The following is a 24,232-nucleotide window of genomic DNA, read 5'->3' as shown; positions in this document are numbered from 1 at the left end:
GGGGAGTTGTCCGGACCTCCGCAGTTCGGGGGGCGGGTTTGGTGGCGGGAGGGCGCATGGCGGATGCTTTGTCGGTGACGAGTACCACGGTGTCGAAGACCGCAGAGCTCCGGCGGGTCCTGTACGGGCTGCCCGGTGTCGACGAGTTCGGGGCGCGGGCGCGCGCCGCCCGCCTCGCCGCCCGGTCGGTCAAGAGCACCTCGAAGGCCGCGGCGATCGACCTGGCGATCTCCATGGTCGACCTGACGACCCTGGAGGGCGCCGACACCCCGGGCAAGGTGCGGGCGCTGTGCGCGAAGGCCGTGCACACCGCGCCCGGCGCGCCGGCCGTGGGGGCCGTGTGCGTCTACCCGGACCTGGTGAAGGTCGCGGCCGAGGCCCTGGCCGGCACCGGGGTGGGGATCGCCTCGGTCGCCACCGCGTTCCCGGCCGGGCGGGCGCCGCTCGCGGTGAAGCTCGCCGACACCCGGCAGGCGGTCCTCGACGGCGCCACCGAGATCGACATGGTGATCGACCGGGGCGCCTACCTCGCGGGCGACTACGCGAAGGTGTTCGACGAGATCACCGCGGTGAAGGACGCCTGCGCGGGCGCCCACCTCAAGGTCATCCTGGAGACGGGCGAACTGGCCACCTACGACAACGTCAGGCGGGCCTCCTGGCTCGCGATGCTGGCGGGCGCCGACTTCATCAAGACCTCCACCGGCAAGATCCAGCCCGCGGCCACCGCGCCCGTGGTCCTGGTGATGCTGGAGGCCGTCCGGGACTTCGCCGCCGAGCACGGCAGGATCGTCGGCGTGAAGCCCGCGGGCGGTATCCGCACCACCAAGGACGCCCTCAAGATGCTCGTCCAGGTCAAGGAGGTCGCCGGCCCGCGCTGGCTCGACCCCGCCCTGTTCCGCATCGGCGCCTCAAGCCTCCTCAACGACCTGCTCATGCAGCGGGAGAAGCTCGCCACGGGCGTCTACTCCGGCCCCGACTACTTCTCTCTGGACTAGTGATGAGCCTTTTCGCAGACGGCTACGCGCCCGCGCCCGAGTCCACGTCCGTGGTGGATCTCCGCGCGGACTACGGCATGTTCATCGACGGCGGGTTCACCGCCGCCAAGGAGACCTTCCAGACCGTCAACCCGGCCACCGGGGAGGCGCTCGCCGAGGTGGCGCTGGGCGGGGCCGAGGACGTCGACCGGGCCGTGGCCGCGGCCCGCAGGGCGTTCACCGACGTGTGGGGGCCGATGCCCGGGGCGGAGCGGGCCAAATACCTGTTCCGGATCGCCCGGCTGATCCAGGAGCGCTCGCGCGAGCTGGCCGTCCTGGAGTCCCTCGACAACGGCAAGCCGATCCGGGAGACCCGCGACTTCGACCTCCCGCAGGTCGCGCAGCACTTCTTCTACCACGCGGGCTGGGCCGACAAGCTGGAGTACGCCGGGTACGGCACCGCCCCGCTGGGCGTCGCCGCGCAGGTCATCCCCTGGAACTTCCCGCTGCTCATGCTGGCCTGGAAGATCGCCCCGGCGCTGGCGTGCGGCAACACCGTCGTCCTCAAGCCCGCCGAGACGACGCCGCTGACGGCCCTGGCCTTCGCGGAGATCTGCCGCCAGGCCGAACTGCCCGCGGGGGTCGTCAACATCGTCACGGGCGCGGGGGAGACGGGCAGGCTGCTCGTGGAGCACCCGGGGGTCGACAAGGTCGCCTTCACCGGGTCCACCGAGGTCGGCAAGCTCATCGCCCGGTCCGTCGCGGGCACGTCCAAGCGGCTCGGCCTGGAGCTGGGCGGCAAGGGCGCCAACATCGTCTTCGACGACGCCCCGCTGGACGAGGCGGTCGAGGGGATCGTCAACGCGATCTTCTTCAACCAGGGCCACGTGTGCTGCGCGGGATCGCGGCTGCTCGTGCAGGAGTCGGTCGCCGAGGAGCTGCTGGCCCGGCTGCGCGCCAGGATGGCGACCCTCGTCGTCGGCGATCCCCTGGACAAGAACACCGACGTCGGCGCGATCAACTCCGCCGCGCAGCTCGCCCGGATCCGGGAGCTGGTCGACTCCGGCGTCGCCGAAGGGGCCGAGGTGTGGGCGCCGCCGTGCGAGCTGCCCGAGCGGGGCTTCTGGTTCGCCCCGACGGTGTTCACCGAGGTCGCCGCGAGCCACCGGATCGCCCGCGAGGAGATCTTCGGCCCCGTCCTCTCGGTGCTGACGTTCCGGACGCCCGACGAGGCGGTCGAGAAGGCCAACAACACCCAGTACGGGCTGTCCGCGGGCGTCTGGACGGAGAAGGGCTCCCGCATCCTCGCGGTCGCCGACAGGCTGCGGGCGGGCGTCGTGTGGGCCAACACCTTCAACCAGTTCGACCCGGCCTCGCCGTTCGGCGGCTTCAAGGAGTCCGGGTACGGGCGCGAGGGCGGCAGGCACGGTCTGGAGGCCTACCTTGCCTAAGGGCGGCAAGAAGCGGCAGGCGAAGGAACGCCGTGCCGAAGAGCGCAAGCGAGAGGCCCGCACGGCGCCCGCGCCGACGGGAGAAGGGACCGGCGGGCCCATGCGGCTGGCGGTGCGCAAGACCTACAAGCTGTTCATCGGCGGGGCCTTCCCGCGATCGGAGTCCGGCAGGTCGTTCGTGGTGACCGACGCCCGCGGGGAGTTCCTCGCCCATGCCTCCCACGCCTCGCGCAAGGACGTCCGCGACGCCGTCGTGGCGGCCCGCAAGGCGTCCGGCGGCTGGGCGGGCCGCACCGGCTACAACCGGGGCCAGATCCTCTACCGGATCGCCGAGATGCTGGAGGGCAGGCGCGGGCAGTTCGTCGACGAGCTGCGCGCCGGCGGCCTCGGCCGCGAGGCCGCCGAGGCCGAGGTGGACGCCGCCGTCGACCGCTGGGTCTGGTACGCGGGCTGGACCGACAAGATCGCCGCGGTGGCGGGCGGGACGAACCCGGTCGCCGGGCCGTTCCTCAACGTCTCCGCGCCGGTGCCCACGGGCGTCGTCGGCGTGCTCGCGCCGCAGGGCGCGCCGCTGCTGGGCCTCGTGTCGGTGCTCGCGCCGGTCATCGCGGCGGGGAACACCGCGGTGGTCGTCGCCGACGCGCCGCTGCCGGCCGTCACGTTCGCCGAGGTGCTCGCGACGTCCGACCTGCCGGGCGGCGTCGTCAACATCCTCACCGGCGTGCGCGAGGAACTCGCCCCGTGGCTGGCCGGGCACATGGACGTCAACGCGATCGACCTCGCGGGCGCGTCGCCGGACCTCGCCGCGTCGTGCGAGCGGGAGGCGGCGGGCAACCTCAAGCGCGTGCTGCGCGCCTCGGACGAGGACTGGACCGCCGACCCCGGCACGCGGCGCATGACCGCGTTCCTGGAGACGCGCACCGTGTGGCATCCGATGGGCGTCTGAGTCCTCGTGCGCCTTCTCGGGTGAGTTCTTTCGTGTGTTTTCGGGGCCGTCGCGAAAGTGGCGGCCCCGCATGCGTTTTCGGCTGCACAGCGTGGCGTGTCGGCGTCATGGCGGTTGTCGACGTTGTGGGCGCGGCGTGGGTATTTTGCCGTTCTGCGGTTTAAAGCCGCAGGTCACGGGCTATCTCCCCGGTACCTGATCACTACGGGGGGATGGATCAGTGGCTACCAACACAACGAGGCGTGCGACCACTCGCCGTAGTTCTACGACGAAGCGCACGTCCGCCGCGACGAAGACGGCGAGAAGGACACCGGCCAAGCGCACGAGCGCCGCCGCGAAGACGACGGGAACCCGGGTGACCGCGCGGACCACGGGGTCCCGCGCGGGTGGCACCACGACGAAGCGGAGCACCGCGGCGCGCAAGCCCGCGACGCGTTCGACGTCGGCCCGCACCACCACGGCCCGCAAGACCACCTCGGCCGCGGCCCGCAAGCCGGCGACCCGCTCCGCCTCGACGACCCGCGCGACGACCGCGCGCACCGCGTCGAGCCGGTCGAGCGCGGCGCTGACGCCTGCGAGGGCCGCCACCAAGGTGAACTCCGCGGCGACCAAGATGACCTCGGCCACGACCAAGCTGACGGCCGCGGCCACCAGGGCGGGCACGTCCGCCAAGTCGATGAACACCGCGATGACCGCGATGAAGTCGGCGACGAAGTCGATGGCGACGGCCGCCAAGGCGATGTCCGACGCGGCCAAGGCGCTGAAGACCGTCAAGTCCACGGCGGGCACCACGACCCGCGCCACCGCCGCGCGCAAGCCGGCGACGCGCACGACGACGAGCCGCGCCGCAGGGACCCGGGCGACCGGCACCAGAGCGACCGGCACCAGGGCGAGCGGTACCCGGGCGAGCGGAACCAGGGCTGCGAGCACCCGCGCGACGGGGACCAGGGCGGCGAGCACCCGCACGGCGGGCACCAGGGCGACCGGCACCGGCGCGACGGGGACCCGGGCGACCGGCACCCGCGCGGCGTCCACCCGGACGGCCGCCGCGCGCAAGCCCGCGACGCGCGCGTCCGCGACCCGGGCGGCGGGCACGCGGGCGACCGGGACCAAGGCCACCGGCACGAAGACGGCCACGAGGGCCGCCTCGACGACCCGCAAAGCGGCGGGTACGAGCAAGTCCACCGCGACCGGCACCCGGGGCACGACCCGCACCGCGGCAGCCGCCGCGCGCAAGCCCGCCGCGACCCGGACCGGCTCCGCCTCCACGACGACGCGCAGCCCCGTCGTGCGGACCCGCGGCACCCGCCGCACCGAGGCGCACGAGGTCGTTCCGGGCGACCCCGCGGTCATCAAGGACGAGATGGCGGAGAGCAACGACGGCGAGTCCACCGTCCTGCGCGGTCTCTCCGGCCTTTTCAGCCGCACCTGACGACCGCCGCGCGGGCCCGGTGAACCGGCCCGCGCGTCGCAGGGCGCAGCACACTGCGCGGCCCCCGCCCCTATCGGGCGGGGGCCGCGGGCGTTCCCGGGCGGCGGACCGGGCCCGGGTAAAGGATCAGTGCGGGGCGCGTGGCGGGGTTGCGGTCGCCGGAGGGCGGCCTAGCGTCATGATCATGCGCCTGGGGATCGCCGCCGTCGGATCTGTGACCGTGCTGCTCACACTGGTGCCGGGGAGCTCGGCGTCGGCCGAGACCGGGTTCCGGGACTCGGGGCGGGACGTGCGGATCCTCCAGCAGCGGCTGAAGGCGCTCGGCTACTCGCCGGGCCGCGTCAACGGCAGGTACGGCAAGGAGACCCGCTCGGCGGTCTGGGCGTTCCAGAAGGTCAACGGGATCAGGCCGTCCGGCACGATCGGGGCGAAGACGCGGCGCGCGCTCTGGCATCCGCGCCGACTGCGCTCGCTCGTGCCCGGGGCGCACGGCCGCAGGGTCGAGATCTACCTGAAGCGGCAGATCCTCGTCGTGTGGAAGGGCCGCAGGCCCGTCCTCATCAGCCATGTCTCGACCGGCGCGAACAGGTACTACTGCGACCACGGCGTGTGCGGCTTCGCCCGGACCCCGATCGGCGACTTCCGGGTGACCCGCCGGCACAAGGGCTGGCACACCGGGCGCCTCGGCGCGATGTACTACCCCGCGTACTTCGTCGGCGGCGTCGCCCTGCACGGCTCGACGGAGGTGCCGGCCCGCCACGCGTCGCACGGGTGCATCCGCATCCCGATGCACAACGCCAAGCGCATCTACCGCATGGCGCCCGTCGGCACCAGGGTGTACGTCAGGAAGCGCTGAGCGTCACCCTACGGCCCTCGGGAGCCGGACGACGAGCTCGGCACCGGTGTCGGTGTCGGCGACCGTCACAGAGCCGTTGTGGGCGCGGGCGATCTGGCGGCAGATGGCGAGTCCCAGCCCGCTGCCGCCGGTGTCCTTGCTGCGGGAGGCGTCGAGGCGGGTGAACCGGTCGAAGACCGCCTCGCGCATGTCCGGCGGGATGCTGTCGCCGTCGTTGAGCACCTCCAGGAGGGCCTCCAGCCCGTCCGGGCGCACCCTGACGACCACCTCGTCCTTGGCGTGCCGCACCGCGTTGTCGAGCAGGTTCGTGAACAGCCGGGCCAGGTGCATGCGCACGCCCATCACCTTGACCGGCTTCGCGTCGATCCTGACCCGCGGGTCCTCCGGCCGCCGCGCGACCTCCTCGCGGACGAGGTCGGCGAGATCCACGGGCTCCTTGCCCACCTCGGCGCCGGAGTCCAGCCTGCTCAGCACGAGCAGGTCCTCCACCAGCGCCGACAGCCGGTCGAGCCCCGCCGACAGCTTCTCGGCGGTCACCGGCCAGTCCGCCTCGTCCGGGTAGAGCATCGCCTCGTCCAGCTCGGTGCGCATCGCCGTGATCGGGGAGCGCAGGTCGTGCGAGGCGTTCGAGGTGAACTCCCGCTCCCGTTCGATCGTCGCCTCAAGCCGGGCCAGGGCGAGGTTCGCGGCCTTGGTCATCGCGCGCAACTCGTCGTCGTGCTCGGGCAGCGGCAGCCGCATCCCGCGGTTGCGGCCCTCGCCGATGTCGCGGGCGATCCGCGTCGCCTGCGCGCGGATCTCGGCGATCGGCTCCAGCGCCACCCGGACGGTGTGCGCGGTGCCCGCCGCGGTCAGCGCGATGAGCATCAGGGAGACCAGGCCGACCTGGACGAGGTAGACGCCGCTGATGTACCAGGGGACGGGCTCGTCCACGAGGTAGATGATCCACCGGTGCTCGAAGACGTACACCGCCACGATCGTCCGGCACTCCCGCTCGCGCGGCCCGCAGACCGTCTCGGCGACGTGCGGGTCGGCGGCCGTCGGCATCAGGGTGGAGATCCGCGGCCGGGACCCGAGGTCCCCGGTGCCCGCCACGGTCCTGCCGTTCGCGTCGACGACCTGGACCGCGTCCAGCCCGGCGAGGCGGCCGGTGCGCGGGATCTCCTCGGGCAGCGAGCCGTTCTTGATCATCTCGATGACGCCGAGGGCCGACCTGGCGACCTCCTCGCGGTGCAGCTCGATGACGCGGGAGCGCAGCACGATGGTCAGCAGGATGGCCATGCCGAGGCACAGCAGGGCGGTGACGATCGCCGCGAGGACGGTCATGCGGGTCCGGATGGACCAGCGGTTCACCGTGCACCCCCCGTCGTCGCCTGGGCACGCCGTACGGGGGATCTAAGGGCAGTAAAACACGGGAGGGCACCCGGTGACCTCCCGGGTGCCCTCCGTGATCGCTACATGCGCTCGGGAACCGTGATGCCCAGCAGGCCGAGGCCGGTGACCAGGGTGTTCAGGGCCAGCGAGCACAGCGCCAGGCGCGGCGCCCGGACCTCGTCGGGGACGGGGCCGTCGGGGCCCTTCACCACAGGGCAGTTCTCGTAGAACCCGGTGAGGGCGTCGGCGACGCCGTACAGGTAGGCGGCGAGCTTGTGCGGCGCCACGTCGTCGATCATGGCGTCGATCGCCGGGCCGAAGCCCAGCAGGTGCAGCGCGAGGGCGCGCTCGGCCGGGTGCGTGATCACGATCGGGCCGGAGGCCGCCTCGGGGCTGCTGCCCGCGAGCCGGAAGATCGACCTGATCCGCGCGGCCGCGTACTGGAGGTACGGGCCGGTGTTGCCGGTGAGGGCGATCATCCGGTCGAAGTCGAAGACGTACTCGCTGTCGCGGGCCACGGACAGGTCGGCGTACTTGACCGCGCCGATGCCGACGGCGTGCGCGATCTCCGCCTGGGTGGCCGCGTCGTAGCCGCGGTCTTCGATGACCTTGGCGGCCCGCTCGACCGCCTCGTCCAGCAGCTGGGCGAGCTTGATCGGCTTGCCCGAGCGGGTGCGCAGGATCTTGCCGTCGGTGCCGAGCACGTTGCCGATGGCGGCGTGGAACGGCTCGGTCCGGCCCAGCCAGCCCGCCTTGCGGACGGTCTCGTAGACCATCTTCAGGTGCAGCGCCTGCGGGGCGCCGATCACGTAGATGACGCGGTCGGCGTGCAGGGTCTGGGCGCGGTAGCGCAGCGCGGCGAGGTCGGTGGTGGCGTAGCCGTAGCCGCCGTCGCTCTTGCGGATGATCAGAGGCACCGGCTTGCCTTCGCGGCCGGTGTAGCCCTCCAGGAAGACGCACAGGGCGCCGTCGTCGATGACGGCGATGCCCTGCTCGTACAGGTCGTCGCAGACGGCGCCGAGCAGGTCGTTGTACTTGCTCTCGCCGGCGAGGTCGGCGTCGGAGAGGGTGACGTCCAGCTCGGTGTAGATCTTGTTGAAGTACACCTTGGACATGTCGACCATGCGCCGCCAGATGGTCAGCGTGGCCTGGTCGCCGGACTGCAGCAGCACGACCCGGCGCCGGGCGCGGGTGGCGAAGTCGCCGTGGCCCTCGCCCTTCTCGGACGCGTCGAACTTGGCGCGGGCGGCCTGGTAGAAGACGTTCGGGTCGGACCTGAGCTCGGCCGCGGCCTCCTCCTCGCCGATCTCCAGCAGGTGCTCGATGAGCATGCCGAAGGGCGTGCCCCAGTCTCCGATGTGGTTCTGCCGGATGACCTTGTGGCCCCGGAACTCCGCGGCCCGGCTGAACGCGTCGCCGACGACGGTGGTGCGCAGGTGCCCGACGTGCATCTCCTTGGCCACGTTCGGCGCGGAGTAGTCGACCGGGATGACCTGCGGCCGGTCGGTCACCGGGACGCCCACCCGGGTGTCGCCGACCAGCGGCGTCGCCTGCCCGGCGATCCACTCGTCCGACAGGGTGAGGTTGATGAAGCCCGGTCCGGAGACCTCCACGGCGGAGCAGATGCCCGCGACGTCCAGGCGCTTCACGATCTCGCCCGCGACGTCCCGGGGTCGCTCGCCCAGCTTCTTCGACAGGGGCAGCGCCACGTTGGCCTGCAGGTCGGCGAACTGGGAAGGCCGGATCACCGGGTCGGTGTGCGCGTACTCGACGCCGTACGCGTCGACGATCGCGGCCTGCACCCGGGCGGCGAGAACGAGCTGTGGATCGGACATATATCAAGGTTAGCGACCCTCGCAGGGCCGCTCGACGGGATATCCGCAGGGGCGGGGTGATCTTTTGCGGGATCAGCGGCGGGCCAGGCGGCGCACGTGGGCCAGGGCGGCGTCGTACCAGTCGCGGTGGAGGGCGTGGGAGAGCAGCAGGGCCGCGGCGGCGGCGATGCCGATGGCGATGGCGTCGTTGTGGGCGTTCTGGTGCTGGAGGGCGAAGAACTCGCGGAGGGCGGGGATCGCCAGGACGACGAGGAAGGCGGCGCCCATGGACACGACCAGGGCGACCCGCCACCACGTCCAGGGGCGGGCGGTGAGGGCCAGGACCCACAGCGACAGCAGGAACAGCGCGAAGGTGGCGGTGGTGCTGTCCTGGGCGAACTCGGTGTTCGGGTCGTCGGTCGCCAGGAGGTACCCGGCGAACGTGGCGGCGCCGCAGGCCAGGCCCGCGGGGACCGCGAAGCGCAGGACGCGCGGCACGAAGCCGGGCCTCGCCCGCTCCAGGTTCGGCGCGAGCGCGAGGACGAACGCGGGGATCCCGATCGTCAGCGCGCTGATCAGCGTCAGGTGCCGGGGCAGGAACGGGAAGCGGACGCCCACGATCCCGACGAGCACCGACAGCAGGATCGAGTAGACGGTCTTGGTGAGGAAGAGGTTGGCGACCCGCTCGATGTTGCCGAGCACCCGCCTGCCTTCGGCGACCACGTGGGGGAGCGTGGCGAAGGAGTCGTCCAGCAGCACCACCTTCGCGACCGCGCGGGTCGCGCCGCTGCCCGACCCCATGGCGACGCCCAGGTCGGCGTCCTTGAGGGCGAGGACGTCGTTGACGCCGTCGCCCGTCATGGCCACCGTGTGGCCGCGTGCCTGGAGCGCCCGGACCATCGACCGCTTCTGCTGCGGGGAGACCCTTCCGAAGACGGTGTGCCGCTCCACCGCGTCCTCAAGACCGGCCTCGGTGATCTCCCTGGCGTCGCAGGGGCGGTCCGCGTCCGGCACGCCAAGGGCCGCGGCGATGGCGCCGACGCTGACGGGGTCGTCGCCCGACAGCACCTTCACCGCGACGCCTTCCCGGGCGAAGTACGCCAGGGTCTCCTTCGCCTCGGGCCTGAGGCGCTGCCCCAGGACGACCAGGGCCGCCGCCCGAAGGCCGTCGGCCGAACCCTCCGCGAAGGCCGCCAGACGGCTCTGGGGGCCGTACGCGAGGGCAAGGACCCGCCTGCCGGACGCCCCCAGCCTCCCGGCCTCCTTCAGCTCCGACGATCCGGCCTCCAGCACGACGTCCGGCGCGCCGAGGACCCAGTCGCCGTGCTCCCCGAAGGAGGCGCCGCTCCATTTGCGGGCGCTGGAGAACGGGACGGCCTCGCCCGCCTGCCACGGCGTCCCGGACGCCTCCGGTAGGGAGGCCGCGATGGCCGTCATCGTCGGGTTGGGGGAAGGATCGGCGGCGATCAGCGCGCGCAGGGCGTGTTCCACAGGCAGCCCGGCCTGCAGCGGGACGACCTCCTCCAGGTCCATGCCCGGCTCGGTGAGCGTCCCCGTCTTGTCCAGGCAGAGCACGTCGATGCGGGCGAGCCCCTCGATCGCGGGCAGTTCCTGCACGAGGCAGCGCCGCCGCCCCAACCGCACCACCCCGACGGCGAAGGCGATGCTCGTCATGAGCACCAGCCCTTCCGGCACCATCGTGACGACCCCGGCGACCGCCCCCACGACGGCGTCCGACAGGCTCCGGGTCGACAGGAACTGGCTGATGGTGAGGAGCACGCCCACGGGCACCAGAAGCCAGGTCACGTACTTGAGGAACTTGTTGATGCCCGCCTGGAGCTCGGACCTGGCGAGTTTGAAGCGGCTCGCCTCCGCCACCAGTCTGGCCGCGTAAGCCTCCTCGCCCACCTTCGCGGCGAGGAACGAGCCGCCCCCCGCGACCACGAAGCTGCCCGAGAGCATCTCGTCGCCCGGCCGCTTCGCGACGGGCTCGGCCTCGCCCGTCAGCAGCGACTCGTCGACCTCCAGCGCCCGCGAGGCCACCACCGGCCCGTCCACGGCGATCCGGTCGCCGGGCCCCACCACCACGAGGTCGTCCTGGACGACGGCGCCCTGGGCGACCTCGGCGGTCCGCCCGTCGCGCACCACCTTCACCCGCTGCTCGCCCAGCACCGCGAGCCGGTCGAGCGTCCGCTTCGCCCGCAGCTCCTGGACGATCCCGATCAGCGTGTTCGCGAGGATGATCCCGCCGAACAGGCCGTCCCGCCAGTCCCCGAAGACCAGCACCAGCACGAAAAGGGCGCCGATCAGCGCGTTGAACCGGGTGAGGACGTTCGCGCGCGCGATCTCCGCGACGCTGCGGCTGCTGCGCCGCGGCACCCGGTTGGCCAGGCCCGCCGCCGCGCGCTCGGCGGCCTCGGCCGAGGTGAGGCCGACGGCCGACCGCTCGGCGAGGGTCACGCGCCGTCGCCGGGCGGCTGGTCGCGCGGTGTCTCCCGAGGGACCGCGTCACCTCTGGACTCCGGATCGGCCTCGCCGCCTTTGCCGTCGCCCTTGTGCTCTGTGCCCTTCTGTTCTGGGCCTTTGTGCTCCGTGTGATGCCCGAACCGGAACCGCGACGGCTTGGCCGCCGCCCCCACCTGGTCCTTCACCCGGTCGATCAGTCTGCCCTCGGAAAGGTCGAACGCCAGCTTGCAGGCCGAGGAGATCGCCTTGGCCGTCGCCGCCCCGTGCGCGATCACCACGGCCCCGTTCAGCCCCAGCAGGACGCCGCCGCCGTAGGTGTCGCTGTCGAACCTGTCGGTGAGCGCGTGCAGCTCCCGGCGCTGGAGCACCGCCCCCAGCTTCGCGGTCCGGCTCGACGACAGCGCCCGCCTCAGTTCGCCCACCGCCACCCGCAAGGTGCCCTCCATGGTCTTCAGCGCGACGTTGCCGGTGAAACCGTCGGCCACGATGACGTCCACACTGCCGCGCAGCAGATCGTGCCCCTCGACGTTGCCCGCGAACTCCAGCGGGGAGGCCGCCAGCAGCTCATGGGCCTTCTTGGTCAGCTTGTTGCCCTTGCCGGGCTCGGTGCCGATGGTCAGCAGGCCCACCCTCGGCCGCTCCACCCCGAGCCGGATCTGCGCGAACGCCGTCCCCAGCATCGCGAACTGCACCAGCATCTCCGGTTTCGCGTCGGCGGTCGCGCCCGCGTCCAGCAGGACGGTCGGGCGGGGGACCGTCGGCAGCGTCACGGCCAGCGCGGGCCGCAGGATGCCGTGCTGGGTCTTCAGTCGGACCGCCGAGGTCGCGACCACGCCCGCCGTCGACCCCGCCGACACCAGCGCGCCGGCCTTGCCGTGTTTGATCAGCTCGCACGCGATCGCGATGGTCGAGCGGGGCTTGCGCCAGGACGCCAGCGCGCCCTCGCCCATCTCCAGCGACTCGTCGGTGTGCACGATCGACAGTTCGGCGGCCTGCCCGCGAAGCTCGCCGTAGCCGTACTCGGCGAGCAGCGCGCGGATCCGCCGCGCGGGCCCGACGAGGATCAGCGGCACACCGTGGTCCCGTGCCGCCGCGACGGCGCCGGCCACCACCTCCCGGGGCGCGTGGTCTCCTCCCATGCAGTCCAGCACCACCGGCAGCAACGGGCCTCTCCTTCACCTCGGACTAGTCGGCCGCGCAGTCCGCCCCCAGGCAGGAGGCGTTCTTCACCAGAGGCCGTCCGCTCACGAGGATCGTGTAGTACTCGCGCTCGGACTTCGCCACCGCGGCCCCGAAGACCTGGACGGGCTTCTGGGCCGTCGTCTGCCCGGTGCACTTGACCAGCAGCTTCTCCTCGGAAGCGCCTTCCATACTCTCGCAGACCAGTTCACCGGCGAGCGGCTGCCCCCGCGTGCCGAGTTCGGCCTTGGCCGCGGCGGGCATCGCCTTCAGCAACGCGGCCTGGTTCTCGTAGCGGTGCCCGCCGCCCGTGAGCAGGACGATGGCGGCGACGGCAGCCCCGGCGCATGCGACGACGGCGACGGCGATGGCGAGAATCTTCTTGTTCACGCTCGATGATGTCACCTTCGCGGTGCGTCACCACACGCGGCGGCGATCATCTTTTCCGGCCCATTGCCCGGCCGATAGCCGATTGATAGCGGCCCGGTGCATCGTGGGATCACCTGTTTCGTCACCTTGCAGCCGGGTCGGAGTAGGGGAGTGAGAACGCACACGGGAGGTCGTCCCGGGGCGATGACTTCGACCGCACCGGGCCGGGGCGACCACCTGTGTGTGTGTTCGAGCCGCCTGCCTCCGCCGCGTCAGACGCCGTAGGTGGCGACGATGTGGGCGCGGCCCAGGGTGTGCGCGGTGATGTTGAACCCGACTTGGGCGGCGGGCGCGTCGGCCGGGACGCCGAGGGACGCGACGTCGAGGGCGTGGACGGAGAAGACATAGCGGTGGGCCGGACCGGGGGGCGGGCCGGCGCCGCCGAAGGCGTTGTCGCCGTAGTCGTTGCGGCCCTGGATCCCGATCGGGTCGTCCGCGCCGATGCCGGACGGCAGCTCCGTCACATGCGCGGGGACGTCCCACAGGAGCCAGTGCCAGAAGCCCGAGCCGGTGGGCGCGTCGGGGTCGTAGCAGGTGATCGCGAAGCTCTGGGTGCCCTCGGGGAACCCCGACCAGGCGAGCTGCGGCGAGACGTTCCCGCCGGAGTGGCCCCAGTCGTCGAAGACCTGGGCGTCGGGGAGCACGCCGCCGTCGGCGAAGTCGGTGCTCGTCACCGTGAAGGACGGGACCTCCGGCAGGAAGTCGTGCGGAAGTGGTGCGGGCATAGCAGTGGCCTCCATCAGCCGATGGTGATGGAGGCCACTTTAGTGAGCTATTTGTTGATCGCCTCGGTGTACGCGGCGATCACTTCTTCGGGCGTCCCGTCCATGACGAGCTGCCCGTCGTCCAGCCACAGGACCCGGTTGCAGGTCTCGGCGACCACGTCGAGCTGGTGGGCGACCAGGAAGACCGCGCCCGCGTTCTTGCGCATCTGCTCGATCTTGCGCTTGCTGCGCCGCCGGAACTTGGCGTCTCCGGTGGCCAGCGCCTCGTCGATGAGCAGGACGTCATGGGTGCGCGCGGAGGCGATGGCGAACCGCAGCCGGGCGCCCATGCCCGAGGAGTAGGTGCTCATCGGGTACTTGATGAACCCCTTGCGCAGTCCGGCGAACTGCACGATCTCCTGGTACTGCTCCTTGGTCTGCTCCGGGGTGAGCCCCATCGCCAGGCAGCCGAGGATGATGTTGCGCTCGCCCGTGAGGTCCTTCATCAGCGCCGCGCCCACGCCCAGCAGCGAAGGCTGCCCGTCGGTGTAGACGCCGCCCGACGCCGGGGGCAGGAGTCCCGCGACGGCCTTCAGCAGCGTCGACTTGCCCGAGCCGTTCGTGCCGATGACGCCGATCGCGTCGCCCTTGTAGGCGACGAAGGAGACGCCGCGCACGGCGTGGATCTCGGTCGTCTGGGGGCGGTTCCGGCCGCGCAGGAGGCGGCCCAGCGCGCTGGCGCCGGTGCCCTTCTCCTTGGCGGTCCCGTAGACCTTGTACTTGATGTGCAGGTCGTCGACGACCACGATCGGCTGCCGGGTGCGGTCGATGACCACCGGCGGCGGGACGTGGTTCACCTGCTCCTTGTCGGCCACGTCGACACCCCTACCCACGTCCGTACCTCTCCTCGGCCCGGTAGAACCAGTAGAAGCCGCCCAGGAGGGCGACGACGGCCCAGACGACCGCGTAGATCCACAGCAGGCCGGGGTCGCTCATCGCGACCTGCGGCTCGGTCTGCGCGACGTAGGCGGGAAGCAGGGCCTGGCGTGCCAGCTCGACGTACACGTAGCCGGGGTTGGCCTCGAGGACGTCGGTGATCCAGGGGTTCTCCTTGATGAAGTCCGAGCGCTCCGAGAGGCTCGCCACCGAGAAGATCACGCCGGACGCGTACAGCCAGGTCCGGTTGATGAAGGGGATGAGCTGGGAGATGTCGCGGGAGAACGCGCCGAGCCTGGCGACGAGCATGCCGAGGCCGACGTTGAACAGCAGCTGCAGCGCCACGATCGGGACGATCAGCAACCAGCTGACGGCCGGCATGACGCCGAAGGCCATCACCAGGGCGAACAGGACGCCCAGGGCGACCATCGCCTGCTGGAACTCCACCACCGTGTAGGCGAGGGGGAGCGTGGCCCGCGGGAAGTGCAGGGCGCGGATCAGCGACAGGTTCGTGCCCACCGACTTGGCGCCGGAAGTGACCGAGCGCTGCGAGAAGGAGAACAGGAAGACGCCGGTGACCAGCCAGGGGACGTAGTCCGGGATGCCCTTGTGGGTCCCGAGCAGCAGTCCGAAGATGAGAAAGTAGACGCCCGCGTTGAGGATGGGCGTGAGGACCTGCCAGAGCTGCCCGAGCCTGGACGAGGTGTACATCGCCTTGCTCTTGGATGAGGCGAACATCCAGATGAAATGCCGCCTGCCCCAGAGCCGGTTCAGATAGAGACCCAGAGAGGGGCGCGCGGCGCTCTGGGTCAGGCCATGGCGAGCGGCGAACGCGGCTAGTGACTCGCCGGACTTCCCTTGGGATGCGGGGGGTGCCGTGAGACTGCCGGTGGGGCCGCTTGCGGGCCGTTCCGGGTGACTCATGGCGCTGAGCCTATTGCAGGTACGGGCGCGCATGGGACATTAGCCGACATGTGATCCACCCCTGGTAGATCTTTCCTTCGACGGCCTGGTCAGACCGCTATCTCCGGGTTGTGAACACCGTGTGAAGGAGTGTTCTTGATCATGGTAACCGACCGGGTGGAGGGCCTGGTCGGGGCGGGTACGCCCGGAGACGTCCCAGGGCCCCGCCGGTCCAGTAGCCTTTGGGACCGTGAGTCGAGAAGGCGTAACTCCGCAATCCGAAGATTTTTCCGCCTGGTACAACGACGTGGTGCTCCGTTCGCTCCTCGTCGACCGGGGGCCGGTCCGCGGCACGATGGTCATCCGCCCGTACGGGTACCGGATCTGGGAGCTGATCCAGGCCGACCTCGACGGCAAGATCAAGGAAGCCGGGCACGAGAACGCCTGCTTCCCGATGTTCATCCCCGAGTCGTACCTCAAGCGCGAGGCCGAGCACGTCGAGGGCTTCTCGCCCGAGCTCGCCGTCGTCACGCACGCCGGCGGCAAGCAACTCGAGGAGCCGCTGGTCGTCCGGCCGACGTCCGAGACGGTCATCGGCGAGTACATGGCCAAGTGGATCGACTCACACCGCGACCTGCCGCTGCTGCTGAACCAGTGGGCGAACGTCGTCCGGTGGGAGATGCGCCCGCGCATGTTCCTGCGGACCACCGAGTTCCTCTGGCAGGAGGGCCACACCGCGCACGTCGACGAGGACGACGCCATGCGCGAGACCCTCTGGGCGCTCGACGCCTACGAGAAGGTCGCCCGCGACCTCGCCGCGATGCCCGTCGTGCCCGGCGAGAAGACCCCCGGCGAGCGGTTCGCCGGCGCGGTCCGCACCTACACGATCGAGGGCATGATGCGGGACGGCCGGGCCCTGCAGGCCGGTACCTCCCACTACCTCGGCACGAACTTCGCCAAGGCGTTCGAGATCGACTATCAGGACGCCGACGGCGAGCTCACCCTCGCGCACACCACGTCCTGGGGCATGAGCACCCGCATGATCGGCGGCGTGATCATGACCCACGGCGACGACAAGGGCCTCGTCCTGCCCCCGCGCCTGGCCCCCTACCAGGTCGTCATCGTGCCGCTCGGGCGCAAGGAGCAGGCCGAGACCACCGCGGCGAAGGCGCACGAGATCGCGGCCGAGCTGAAGGCCGCCGGAATCCGGGTCCACGTCGACGACAAGCGGCCCCAGCTCTCCCCGGGCTTCAAGTTCAACGACTGGGAGATGCGCGGCGTCCCCGTCCGGCTGGAGCTCGGCATGCGCGACATCGACGGCGGCGTCGTCACCCTCGCGCGGCGGCTCCCGACCGTCGAGGGGCAGGGCAAGGAGCAGATCCCGCTCGGCGAGGTCGCCGCCCGCGTCCCGGGCATCCTGGAGGACTTCCAGGCCTTCCTGCTGCGCCGCGCCGAGGAGTTCCGCGACGCGCACACCGCCGCCGTCGACTCCTGGGACGCCTTCGCCGACCAGGTCTCCGGTGGCTGGGCCCTCGCCCTGCACTGCGGCCAGACCGCCTGCGAGGACGACATCAAGGCCGAGACCGCCGCCACCCCGCGGTGCATCCCCGCCGCCGGAGAGCCGGCCGAGGGCGCCTGCGTGAAGTGCGGCGCCCCGTCCGCGTACGGCAAGCGCGTGATCTTCGGCAAGAGCTACTGAGCACGCGCGAAGGCCGGTCCCGGAACCTCCGGGACCGGCCTTCTGCGCTGTGCTGGGCCGTCAGGCGGGCTTGAGGACGTCCTCCAGTTCCTTCAGGTGCTGGAGGGGGTTGGCCGACGGGGTGGTGCGCAGGGGCTCGGGGGCCGGGATGGGGCGGCCCGCGCACGAGCGGTCGACCCGGGGGTAGGCGCCGTCGATGAGGTAGGCGTCCACGACCCTGTCGACGCAGGCGTTGCCGGAGGCGTACAGGCCGTGGTCGCCCTCGTCGCGCACCGTCACGAGCCGCGAGTTCGCGAACCGTTCGTGCGCCTGCACGGCTCCCTCGTACGGCGTCGCCGGGTCGTTGCGGGACTGGATCATCAGCATCCGGGGCAGGCCCTTGCCCGGCCGCTTCAGCCGCGGCCCCGCGGACCGCTGCCACGCCGCGCACGGGTCGCTGATCACGCTGTAGCCGATCAGCGGATGCGCCTTCCCGATCCGCTCGGTCTTCGCCGCGTGCTGGGCGGGCGTCCCGGAGAACGCGGTGTCGTTGCACTGGGTGGCGAAGAACGTGGCGATCTCGCTCGTGGTCGGATCGACAGCGCTGTGCAGCCGCACGGGCAGCCTGCGGGCCGCCGGGTCGCCGACGGCGTCGGACAGCGTGCTCAGGTCGGTCGCCAGAAAGGCGAACTGGTACTTCGTGTAGATCGAGGACGCGATCATGTCGTCGAGGTCGCCGGGGTAGAGCGTGAAGGTGTAGCCGTCGACGGTCTCGACGTCGATGCCGCCGAGCCCGCCGATCGCCGCGCGCACCTCCTCGTAGCGGGCGAGGACCGCGGCCGCGGTGCCGCCCAGGCCGAACTCGCCGTCGTACTTCGCGGCCCACGGGGCGAAGTCCTCGGCGAACCTGCGCTGGAAGCCCACCGGCTGGAGGTAGTTGTGCTGCTGCCAGGACCCGGTGAACCGCACCACCGAGTCGAGGACGAACCTTCCGGCCTTGTTGGGGTAGGCGGCCGCGTAGTGGGCGCCGAGCCAGGTGCCCGCCGAGTAACCCAGCCAGTTGATCTTCTTGACGGCGCCGCCCTTCGACGTCCGCAGGGAACGGCGGACGTACTCCAGGTCGCGGACCGTCTGCGCGGTCGTCACGTACCGGGAGGGCAGCCCGCCCCCGTTCCGGCACGCCTTGGCGAGCTTCGCGCCGTAGGCCAGCAGCCTCGCGGTGCCCGCGGCCGACCTGTCGCGCGCGTCGGGCGGCGCCGCCGGCAGCTCCTGGCAGAGGGACTGGGCGCTGGACCCGGTGCCGCGAGGGTCGAAGCCGATGATGTCCTGGTAGTCCATGAGCCTGGCCCGCCCGGCGTCCACGAACAGCAGCGGGGTGAGCAGGCCGGCCGCGCCGGGGCCGCCCGGATTGGTGAACAGGACGCCCTTGGGCTGCTTGCGGGCCTTGAGCCTGCTGACCACCAGGGTGATCTTCTTGCCGTTCGGGTGGGCCCAGTCGCGCGGGACCTTCACCCTCGCGCACTGGAGCCTGGCGTACTTGGCCGCGGCGTTGGGGAAGCACTTCGCCCAGGAGAGCTTCTGTGCGGGGAGCCTGGCGGCGGCGTCGGCCGCGGCGGACGGGACGGGGGGAGGGACCGCGAGGGCGGATCCCGCACCCAGGCAGAGGGCGGCCGCGAGGGAGGCGGACGCCATCAGGGCACGACGGCGCATGGTCGGGGGGTCCTCCGTGGGAAGAGGCGAGAGCGAGCACCGATATAGCCGGAAAATCCCGCATAAAGATCAGGGCATCCTAGGCGTCGCCGCCCCCCGCGGCGCACCTTGTGTGATCTCCGTTGCCTAACGGCTCGCGGCGGGCCCGGCGGCAGGCCCCGGGCAGTACTGAGGCCGGTCCCCCGGACCGGCCTTCGCTGTGCGCGTGCTCTCAGGCGGCTCTGGCGCGCGGGATCCCGGGCTGGTGGTCGGCCAGGGCGGTGCGCAGCTGCTTGCGCCCGCGGTGGAGCCTGGACATCACCGTTCCGATCGGCGTGCCCATCATCTCGGCGATCTCCTTGTAGGCGTAGCCCTCCACGTCCGCGAGGTACACGGCGTTGCGGAAGTCCGCGGGCAGATCGCGCAGCGCCCTGACGACGTCGGCGTCGGGGATGCGGTCCAGCGCCTCGTACTCGGCCGACCGCAGCCCGGAGACCGACGACTCGGTCTGCGCGAGCTGCCACTCCTCCAGCTCGTCGGAGCCCGTGCGCTGCGGCTCGCGCTGCTTCTTGCGGTAGGAGTTGATGAAGTTGTTGGTGAGGATCCTGTGCAGCCAGGCCTTCAGGTTGGTGCCCTCCTGGAACTGGTGGAAGTTCACGTAGGCCTTGGTCAGGGTCTCCTGGACCAGGTCCTCGGCGTCGGCGCTGTTGCGCGTCATGCGCACGGCGCTGGCGTAAAGGGGATCGACCAACGGGAGCACGTCGCGCTCGTAGCGTTCGGTCTTCTCTGTCGTAGTGGTCGTCATCAACCCTCCTCTTCGCCCGGGAGCCTTTTTCGGCCGCACCTCCCCACTAGTCCACCACCGGGAGGACTTTCGGCCTACAAATAGGGGGTAAAGACCTTCAAATTATGACGTATCGGACAAAAATCTTGGTCCGGAGAGGCGGGTCAATGCGAAAACCGTGTTCCATGGACGTCACACCGTGCGTTCGATAGGCTGCTGCGGGCGTGCATCTGCACGTGCACCCTGTAAGGCCGCGTCGGGCGCGCGGACGGCCGGCGGGCCTCGAACGCGGCGGAGGGCGGGCGGCGCATTGAGTTCCGGTTCGATGACCTGTCGCATCCAGCTCGGCGGACGGCTGCGCAGGCTCCGTGAGGCCGTCGGGATCACCCGCGCCGACGCGGGCTACGCGATCCGCTCCTCCGAGTCGAAGATCAGCCGGATGGAGCTCGGCAGGGTCGGCTGCAAGGAACGCGACGTCGCCGACCTCCTCACCCTCTACGGCGTCACCTCCGAGGAGGAACGCCTCTCCCTGCTGGAACTCGCCGCCGAGGCGAACCGGCCCGGATGGTGGCAGGAGTACTCCGACCTCATCCCGCCCTGGATGACGACCTACCTGGGCCTCGAAGAGGCGGCGTCCCTCATGCGCGTCTTCGCCCCCCAGTTCGTCCCGGACCTCCTCCAGACCGAGGACTACGCCCGCGCCCTCCTGCGCGTCTCGCACCCGAAGGCGTCCGACACCGAACTCGAAGCACGCGTCACCGTCGTCCGCCGCCGTCAGCAGGCCTTCTTCCGCCCCGACGGCCCCCGCCTCTGGGCGGTCCTCGACGAGTCGGTCCTCCTCCGCACGGTGGGCACCCCGGACATCCACCGGGCCCAACTACGCCACCTCTTGTCCTTGCGCGGCGTGGTCCTGCAGATCCTCCCCTTCTCCGCCGGCGCCCACCCCGCCACCTCCGGCTCCTTCACCCTCCTCCGCTTCCCCCACCCCGACCTCCCCGACACCGCCTTCACCCACACCCTCACCACCTCCACCCACCACGACACCCCACCCGCCGTGGACACCCACCTCCAAACCATGGAACACCTCTGCGTCCTCTCCCACCCCCCCGCCACCACCCCCGACCTCCTTTCCGCCCACCTCTGATCCCCTCCCCACAGCGCGTCCACCCCGCACCCCAACCAGCCGCCCCGCCCGCCAAACGACAAAAAACCCCCGCCTCCCAGCATTCTCGCTGGTCGAACGGGGGTTTTCGCTGTTCAGGAACGCGGCCCCGAGAGGATTCGAACCTCCGACACACGGTTTAGGAAACCGTTGCTCTATCCCCTGAGCTACGGGGCCTGGGTGGCAGGGTGGGTTACTGGTCCGGGTTTGGGCGGTCGGCGTTGGCCCGGTTCAGTGGTGGGTACTGCAACCGGGGGCAAGCTTACAGGTTTCGCTCGTGCTGTGCCTTCCGCGTTCGGGGCGGGCCGGGTGCCGCGGGTGCGGTGGGGGGAACGGGGTCGGGGCTCGGAGGGAGGAGTAGTAGGGTTCGAGCGCTGTTAGTTGAGAACGTTCGTCCGGAGGGCACCTGTGCCGACCTCTCGGTTTGTGAGGCTGGTGTGGGCGGCGACGGCGGCGTTGTTGCTTATCGTGGTCGTGGCGTCGCCGGGAGTGGCGGCGGTGAAGCCGTCGATCGACCAGGTGGAGAGCCTCCGGAAGGAGGCGACGAAGGCGCGGAACGAGCTGCAGGATCTCGACGACGACCTGAAGGGGTTGCGCACCGAGGTCAAGAAGTCGCGGAAGAAGCTGCGGGAGACGCTGGCGGAGCTGGCGGTGGCCGACGCCGAGTTCGACAAGATCCGTGAGCCGCTCGCGAAACTGGCGAACTCGTCGTATCAGGCGCCCGCGGCGTCGGGATCGTTGTCGATCTTCGGGCAGGGCGACGCGAGCCAGTCGCTGCACGCCTCCGCCGACCTGACGTTCCTCGCGGGCGCCGACCAGGCCCTCATCGACACCGCGGGGGAACTCCGCGAGCGCAGGGAGGGGCTCGCCGACGACGCCCAGGACCTCCAGTCGCAGACCAGCCTCGACCAGGCGAAGATCAAGAAGCAGCAGAAGGCGCTGTTCAAACGGATCGACGATCTGAACGGCCGGCTCAACAAGATGCTGAACAACCTCGATCTGGACCGCGACACCGAGCTGACCCTGCGGTGCGACACCAGTCTCGTCGAGGATTCCACGAAGTTCCCCAACGGCCTCATCCCCGGCAAGTACCTCTGCAAGGTCCCTCAGAAGGGCTACCTCCTGCGGGCGGACGCGGCGCTCGCCTTCGTGAAGCTGAACGCGGCCTACAAGCAGCGGTTCGGTGTCGACATGTGCGTCAGGGACGCCTACCGGGATCTCGCCGAGCAGCAGCGCCTGTACTACGAGCGGCCCGGTTTCGCGGCGATCCCCGGGCACAGCAACCACGGCCTCGGTCAGGCGCTCGACCTGTGCGGCGGGGTGCAGACGTCGGGGTCGCTCCAGTTCAACTGGCTGGAGGCCAACGCGGGCACTTACGGCTGGTTCCACCCGTCATGGGCGTACAGCAGCCCGTTCGAGCCGTGGCACTGGGAGTTCGGCACCGAAGAGGGCTGACGGCCCCCGCGGAGACGCCGAAATGCGCACACCTCCGAGGAGATGCGCGCATTTCCCTGCTGAGCTGAGCCTTCGCCCCTTAGGCGGACGGCGTGCTGGAGGCGCTGGACGACGAGGTCGTGGACGACGGCGTCGTGGACGACTCGGTCTTCGCCGGCGTCGAGGACTCGGTCTTCGTCTCGGTCTTCTTCTCCGCGGGGGTCGTCACCGGGGTCGAGGACTTGCCGGATCCGCGGCTGTCGTTGCGGTAGAAGCCGGAGCCCTTGAACACGATGCCCACGGCGGAGAAGACCTTGCGGAGGTTGCCGCCGCAGTTGGGGCACTCGGTCAGGGCGTCGTCGGTGAACTTCTGGACGACTTCCAGCCCCTCGCCGCAATCAGCGCACGCGTACTGGTACGTGGGCACGGTCACTCCTTCGCAACACTATTGGCACTCGGCATCGCCGACTGCCAATAGTACGACTAGTCCCCGCGCTCTCCGAACCAGCCCGCCAGCTTGCCCCGCCTGCTGACGGCCCGCAGCCGCCGTTCGGCCTCGTCGCGGTCCTCGGCGGTGGTGACGACCAGCAGCTGGTCGCCGCCCTGGAGGATGGTGTGATCGCCGGGGACGAAGCTGTGCTTTTCCACCAGGTGGCCCGCGCCGACGGTCTCGCGCAGCACCATCGTGATCTGGGCGCCCTTCGGCAGCCGCAGTTCGAAGATCTGCACGCCGGAGAGCCCGGAGTCGTCGGGGATCTTGACCTGGAGGAGGTCGGCCTTCAGTTCCTCCAGCGGGGCGGCTTCGACGCCGAGGTCGGTGGGCCGCGCGTCGTCGGTGATCTTGAGCACCTTGGCGAGGAACGGCAGGGTCGGCCCCTGCACCACGGTGAAGATCACCACGATGATGAAGACCGCGGAGAACAGCGCGTCCGCGCCCGCGACGTGCTCGGTCATCGGCACCGTCGCGAAGATGATCGGGACGGCGCCGCGCAGGCCCGCCCACGACATGAACGCCTTCTCGCGCCAGCTCACCCCGAAGCCCGTCGTGGCGATGAGGACGGACAGGGGCCGCGCCACGAACGACAGGACCAGCCCGGCGACGACCCCGAAGACGAGCTGTCCGGGCAGCTCCGAGGGCGAGGCGAGGAGGCCGAGCATGATGAACAGCCCGATCTGGGCGAGCCAGGCGACGCCTTCGGCGAAGCCGAGGGTGGCGGGCCGGTGCGGCAGCCTTGAGTTGCCGAGGACGAGCGCGCCGAGGTAGCAGGCGAGGAAGCCGGAGGCGTGCAGCATGGTCGCGCCGCCGTACGCGGCGAATCCGAGCGACATCACGGCGAGCGGGTAGAGCCCGGACGCCGGGAGTGCGACCCGGTGCAGCACGCGTGCGCCCGCCCAGCCGATGGCGAGGCCGACGAGCCCGCCGGCGATGAGTTCGTAGATGAGGGTCCCGAACAGCTCGCCCGCGCCCGTCGCGTCGTGCTGGGCGCTGCTGAGCATGACGACGAGGATGACGACGGGCGCGTCGTTGAAGCCGGACTCGGCCTCCAGCATGCCGGCGAGCCGCGGTGGCAGCGGGAGTCTGCGCAGCACGGAGAAGACGGCCGCGGAGTCGGTCGGGGCGAGGACGGCGCCGAGCAGCAGCGCGATCCGCCAGTCCGCGCCGAGCAGGTAGTGCGTGGCTCCGGCGACGATGACGATGCTGAGCGAGGTGCCGACGATGGCGAGGGACATGGCGGCGGGGACGCCTCCGCGCACATGCCGCCAGTCGGTGGTGAGGCCGCCTTCGATGAGGATGATGACGAGGGCGGTGAGCCCGAGGGTCTGGGCGAGTTGCGCGTCGTCGAACTGGATGCCGATCGGCCCGGATTCGCCGAGCAGGAGCCCGATGCCGAGGTAGGCGAGCAGGCTCGGCAGGCCGAGCCGGTACGACAGCCGGACCGCCACGATCGCCACAAGGACCATCACCGCGCCGAACGCGAGCCACTCGTCAAGCCCCACAGATCACCTCCGTCGGGCAATTA

At 71.0% G+C, this 24,232-nt stretch carries 21 protein-coding genes and 1 tRNA gene; 8 read left to right on the top strand and 14 right to left on the bottom strand.

Annotated elements, in window-relative coordinates:
* Nucleotides 1-74 precede the first annotated feature (74 nt).
* The 3 genes from deoC to ACYVOM_RS05290 all read left to right on the top strand — a co-directional run bounded on the left by deoC (nt 75) and on the right by ACYVOM_RS05290 (nt 3,371).
* The gene (deoC, locus tag ACYVOM_RS05300) at nt 75-995 is read left to right on the top strand and encodes a deoxyribose-phosphate aldolase (protein ID WP_460302067.1); all 921 of its coding nucleotides are present in this window, start codon (nt 75-77) and stop codon (nt 993-995) included.
* Between the two features lie 2 nt (nt 996-997).
* On the top strand, nt 998-2,425 hold the full coding sequence (locus ACYVOM_RS05295) for an aldehyde dehydrogenase family protein (RefSeq protein WP_460302066.1): 1,428 nt from the start codon (nt 998-1,000) through the stop codon (nt 2,423-2,425).
* Between the two features lie 100 nt (nt 2,426-2,525).
* Nucleotides 2,526-3,371, top strand: coding sequence for an aldehyde dehydrogenase family protein (locus ACYVOM_RS05290; protein WP_460302065.1), 846 nt, complete (start codon nt 2,526-2,528; stop codon nt 3,369-3,371).
* 180 nt (nt 3,372-3,551) lie between these two features.
* On the opposite strand, the gene ACYVOM_RS05285 is transcribed toward ACYVOM_RS05290, so the two are convergent.
* The gene (locus ACYVOM_RS05285; RefSeq protein ID WP_460302064.1) at nt 3,552-4,676 is read right to left on the bottom strand and encodes a hypothetical protein; all 1,125 of its coding nucleotides are present in this window, start codon (nt 4,674-4,676) and stop codon (nt 3,552-3,554) included.
* On the opposite strand from ACYVOM_RS05285, the gene ACYVOM_RS05280 reads away from it, so the two are divergent.
* Together ACYVOM_RS05280 and ACYVOM_RS05275 are read left to right on the top strand one after the other, a co-directional pair.
* The gene (locus ACYVOM_RS05280; protein WP_460302063.1) at nt 4,660-4,803 is read left to right on the top strand and encodes a hypothetical protein; all 144 of its coding nucleotides are present in this window, start codon (nt 4,660-4,662) and stop codon (nt 4,801-4,803) included. The genes ACYVOM_RS05285 and ACYVOM_RS05280 overlap by 17 nt on opposite strands.
* A gap of 184 nt (nt 4,804-4,987) precedes the next feature.
* Nucleotides 4,988-5,659: a L,D-transpeptidase family protein gene (locus ACYVOM_RS05275; protein ID WP_460302062.1), complete on the top strand. Its 672-nt coding sequence runs from the start codon at nt 4,988-4,990 to the stop codon at nt 5,657-5,659.
* A 3-nt stretch (nt 5,660-5,662) separates the two neighbouring features.
* Here the strand turns inward: ACYVOM_RS05275 and ACYVOM_RS05270 are convergent, their stop codons facing one another.
* The 8 genes from ACYVOM_RS05270 to ACYVOM_RS05235 all read right to left on the bottom strand — a co-directional run bounded on the left by ACYVOM_RS05270 (nt 5,663) and on the right by ACYVOM_RS05235 (nt 15,347).
* A complete protein-coding gene (locus ACYVOM_RS05270) occupies nt 5,663-7,012 on the bottom strand; it encodes a sensor histidine kinase (RefSeq protein ID WP_460302061.1) in 1,350 nt (449 codons plus the stop codon).
* Between the two features lie 101 nt (nt 7,013-7,113).
* The gene (argS, locus tag ACYVOM_RS05265) at nt 7,114-8,868 is read right to left on the bottom strand and encodes an arginine--tRNA ligase (protein ID WP_460302060.1); all 1,755 of its coding nucleotides are present in this window, start codon (nt 8,866-8,868) and stop codon (nt 7,114-7,116) included.
* A 72-nt stretch (nt 8,869-8,940) separates the two neighbouring features.
* The gene (locus ACYVOM_RS05260; protein WP_460302059.1) at nt 8,941-11,307 is read right to left on the bottom strand and encodes an HAD-IC family P-type ATPase; all 2,367 of its coding nucleotides are present in this window, start codon (nt 11,305-11,307) and stop codon (nt 8,941-8,943) included.
* A complete protein-coding gene (plsX, locus tag ACYVOM_RS05255; protein ID WP_460302356.1) occupies nt 11,304-12,452 on the bottom strand; it encodes a phosphate acyltransferase PlsX in 1,149 nt (382 codons plus the stop codon). Before plsX ends, ACYVOM_RS05260 begins: the two co-directional genes overlap by 4 nt.
* Nucleotides 12,453-12,498: 46 nt before the next feature.
* The gene (locus tag ACYVOM_RS05250) at nt 12,499-12,882 is read right to left on the bottom strand and encodes a hypothetical protein (protein WP_460302058.1); all 384 of its coding nucleotides are present in this window, start codon (nt 12,880-12,882) and stop codon (nt 12,499-12,501) included.
* A 251-nt stretch (nt 12,883-13,133) separates the two neighbouring features.
* The gene (locus tag ACYVOM_RS05245) at nt 13,134-13,661 is read right to left on the bottom strand and encodes a YbhB/YbcL family Raf kinase inhibitor-like protein (RefSeq protein WP_460302057.1); all 528 of its coding nucleotides are present in this window, start codon (nt 13,659-13,661) and stop codon (nt 13,134-13,136) included.
* Nucleotides 13,662-13,693: 32 nt separating this feature from the next.
* A complete protein-coding gene (locus ACYVOM_RS05240; RefSeq protein ID WP_460302355.1) occupies nt 13,694-14,482 on the bottom strand; it encodes an ABC transporter ATP-binding protein in 789 nt (262 codons plus the stop codon).
* Between the two features lie 28 nt (nt 14,483-14,510).
* Entirely contained in the window at nt 14,511-15,347 is an 837-nt protein-coding gene (locus ACYVOM_RS05235; RefSeq protein ID WP_460302354.1) for an ABC transporter permease, read from the bottom strand.
* 367 nt (nt 15,348-15,714) lie between these two features.
* On the opposite strand from ACYVOM_RS05235, the gene proS reads away from it, so the two are divergent.
* Nucleotides 15,715-17,163, top strand: coding sequence for a proline--tRNA ligase (gene proS / locus ACYVOM_RS05230; RefSeq protein WP_460302056.1), 1,449 nt, complete (start codon nt 15,715-15,717; stop codon nt 17,161-17,163).
* Nucleotides 17,164-17,223: 60 nt separating this feature from the next.
* On the opposite strand, the gene ACYVOM_RS05225 is transcribed toward proS, so the two are convergent.
* Nucleotides 17,224-18,852, bottom strand: coding sequence for an alpha/beta hydrolase (locus tag ACYVOM_RS05225; RefSeq protein ID WP_460302055.1), 1,629 nt, complete (start codon nt 18,850-18,852; stop codon nt 17,224-17,226).
* Nucleotides 18,853-19,063: 211 nt separating this feature from the next.
* Nucleotides 19,064-19,636: a sigma-70 family RNA polymerase sigma factor gene (locus tag ACYVOM_RS05220; RefSeq protein ID WP_460302054.1), complete on the bottom strand. Its 573-nt coding sequence runs from the start codon at nt 19,634-19,636 to the stop codon at nt 19,064-19,066.
* A 304-nt stretch (nt 19,637-19,940) separates the two neighbouring features.
* Here ACYVOM_RS05220 and ACYVOM_RS05215 point away from each other — a divergent pair, with 304 nt between their 5' ends.
* The gene (locus tag ACYVOM_RS05215; RefSeq protein WP_460302053.1) at nt 19,941-20,759 is read left to right on the top strand and encodes a helix-turn-helix domain-containing protein; all 819 of its coding nucleotides are present in this window, start codon (nt 19,941-19,943) and stop codon (nt 20,757-20,759) included.
* A gap of 122 nt (nt 20,760-20,881) precedes the next feature.
* Here ACYVOM_RS05215 and ACYVOM_RS05210 read toward each other — a convergent pair.
* Nucleotides 20,882-20,954, bottom strand: a tRNA-Arg gene (locus ACYVOM_RS05210).
* A gap of 297 nt (nt 20,955-21,251) precedes the next feature.
* Between ACYVOM_RS05210 and ACYVOM_RS05205 the strand changes: the two genes are divergently transcribed.
* On the top strand, nt 21,252-22,232 hold the full coding sequence (locus tag ACYVOM_RS05205; RefSeq protein WP_460302052.1) for a D-alanyl-D-alanine carboxypeptidase family protein: 981 nt from the start codon (nt 21,252-21,254) through the stop codon (nt 22,230-22,232).
* A 79-nt stretch (nt 22,233-22,311) separates the two neighbouring features.
* Here ACYVOM_RS05205 and ACYVOM_RS05200 read toward each other — a convergent pair whose 3' ends face one another.
* Both ACYVOM_RS05200 and ACYVOM_RS05195 read right to left on the bottom strand, forming a co-directional pair.
* A complete protein-coding gene (locus ACYVOM_RS05200; protein ID WP_460302051.1) occupies nt 22,312-22,638 on the bottom strand; it encodes an FmdB family zinc ribbon protein in 327 nt (108 codons plus the stop codon).
* Nucleotides 22,639-22,694: 56 nt separating this feature from the next.
* The gene (locus tag ACYVOM_RS05195; protein ID WP_460302050.1) at nt 22,695-24,209 is read right to left on the bottom strand and encodes a potassium/proton antiporter; all 1,515 of its coding nucleotides are present in this window, start codon (nt 24,207-24,209) and stop codon (nt 22,695-22,697) included.
* Nucleotides 24,210-24,232: the final 23 nt, after the last annotated feature.

The organism is Actinocorallia aurea, from assembly GCF_054783995.1.
The sequence above is the reverse complement of the archived record's forward strand: the minus strand, read 5'-3'. Positions and strand labels throughout refer to the sequence as shown.

Bases quoted from the DNA above. Each gene is read 5' to 3' on its own strand.
- ACYVOM_RS05295 (WP_460302066.1), top strand. From the start codon at position 998: ATGAGCCTTTTCGCAGACGGCTACGCGCCCGCGCCCGAGTCCACGTCC.
- ACYVOM_RS05290 (WP_460302065.1), top strand. From the start codon at position 2,526: ATGCGGCTGGCGGTGCGCAAGACCTACAAGCTGTTCATCGGCGGGGCC.
- ACYVOM_RS05275 (WP_460302062.1), top strand. From the start codon at position 4,988: ATGCGCCTGGGGATCGCCGCCGTCGGATCTGTGACCGTGCTGCTCACA.
- argS (WP_460302060.1), bottom strand. From the start codon at position 8,868: ATGTCCGATCCACAGCTCGTTCTCGCCGCCCGGGTGCAGGCCGCGATC.
- plsX (WP_460302356.1), bottom strand. From the start codon at position 12,452: ATGGGAGGAGACCACGCGCCCCGGGAGGTGGTGGCCGGCGCCGTCGCG.
- ACYVOM_RS05245 (WP_460302057.1), bottom strand. From the start codon at position 13,661: ATGGAGGCCACTGCTATGCCCGCACCACTTCCGCACGACTTCCTGCCG.
- ACYVOM_RS05225 (WP_460302055.1), bottom strand. From the start codon at position 18,852: ATGCGCCGTCGTGCCCTGATGGCGTCCGCCTCCCTCGCGGCCGCCCTC.
- ACYVOM_RS05220 (WP_460302054.1), bottom strand. From the start codon at position 19,636: ATGACGACCACTACGACAGAGAAGACCGAACGCTACGAGCGCGACGTG.
- ACYVOM_RS05215 (WP_460302053.1), top strand. From the start codon at position 19,941: ATGACCTGTCGCATCCAGCTCGGCGGACGGCTGCGCAGGCTCCGTGAG.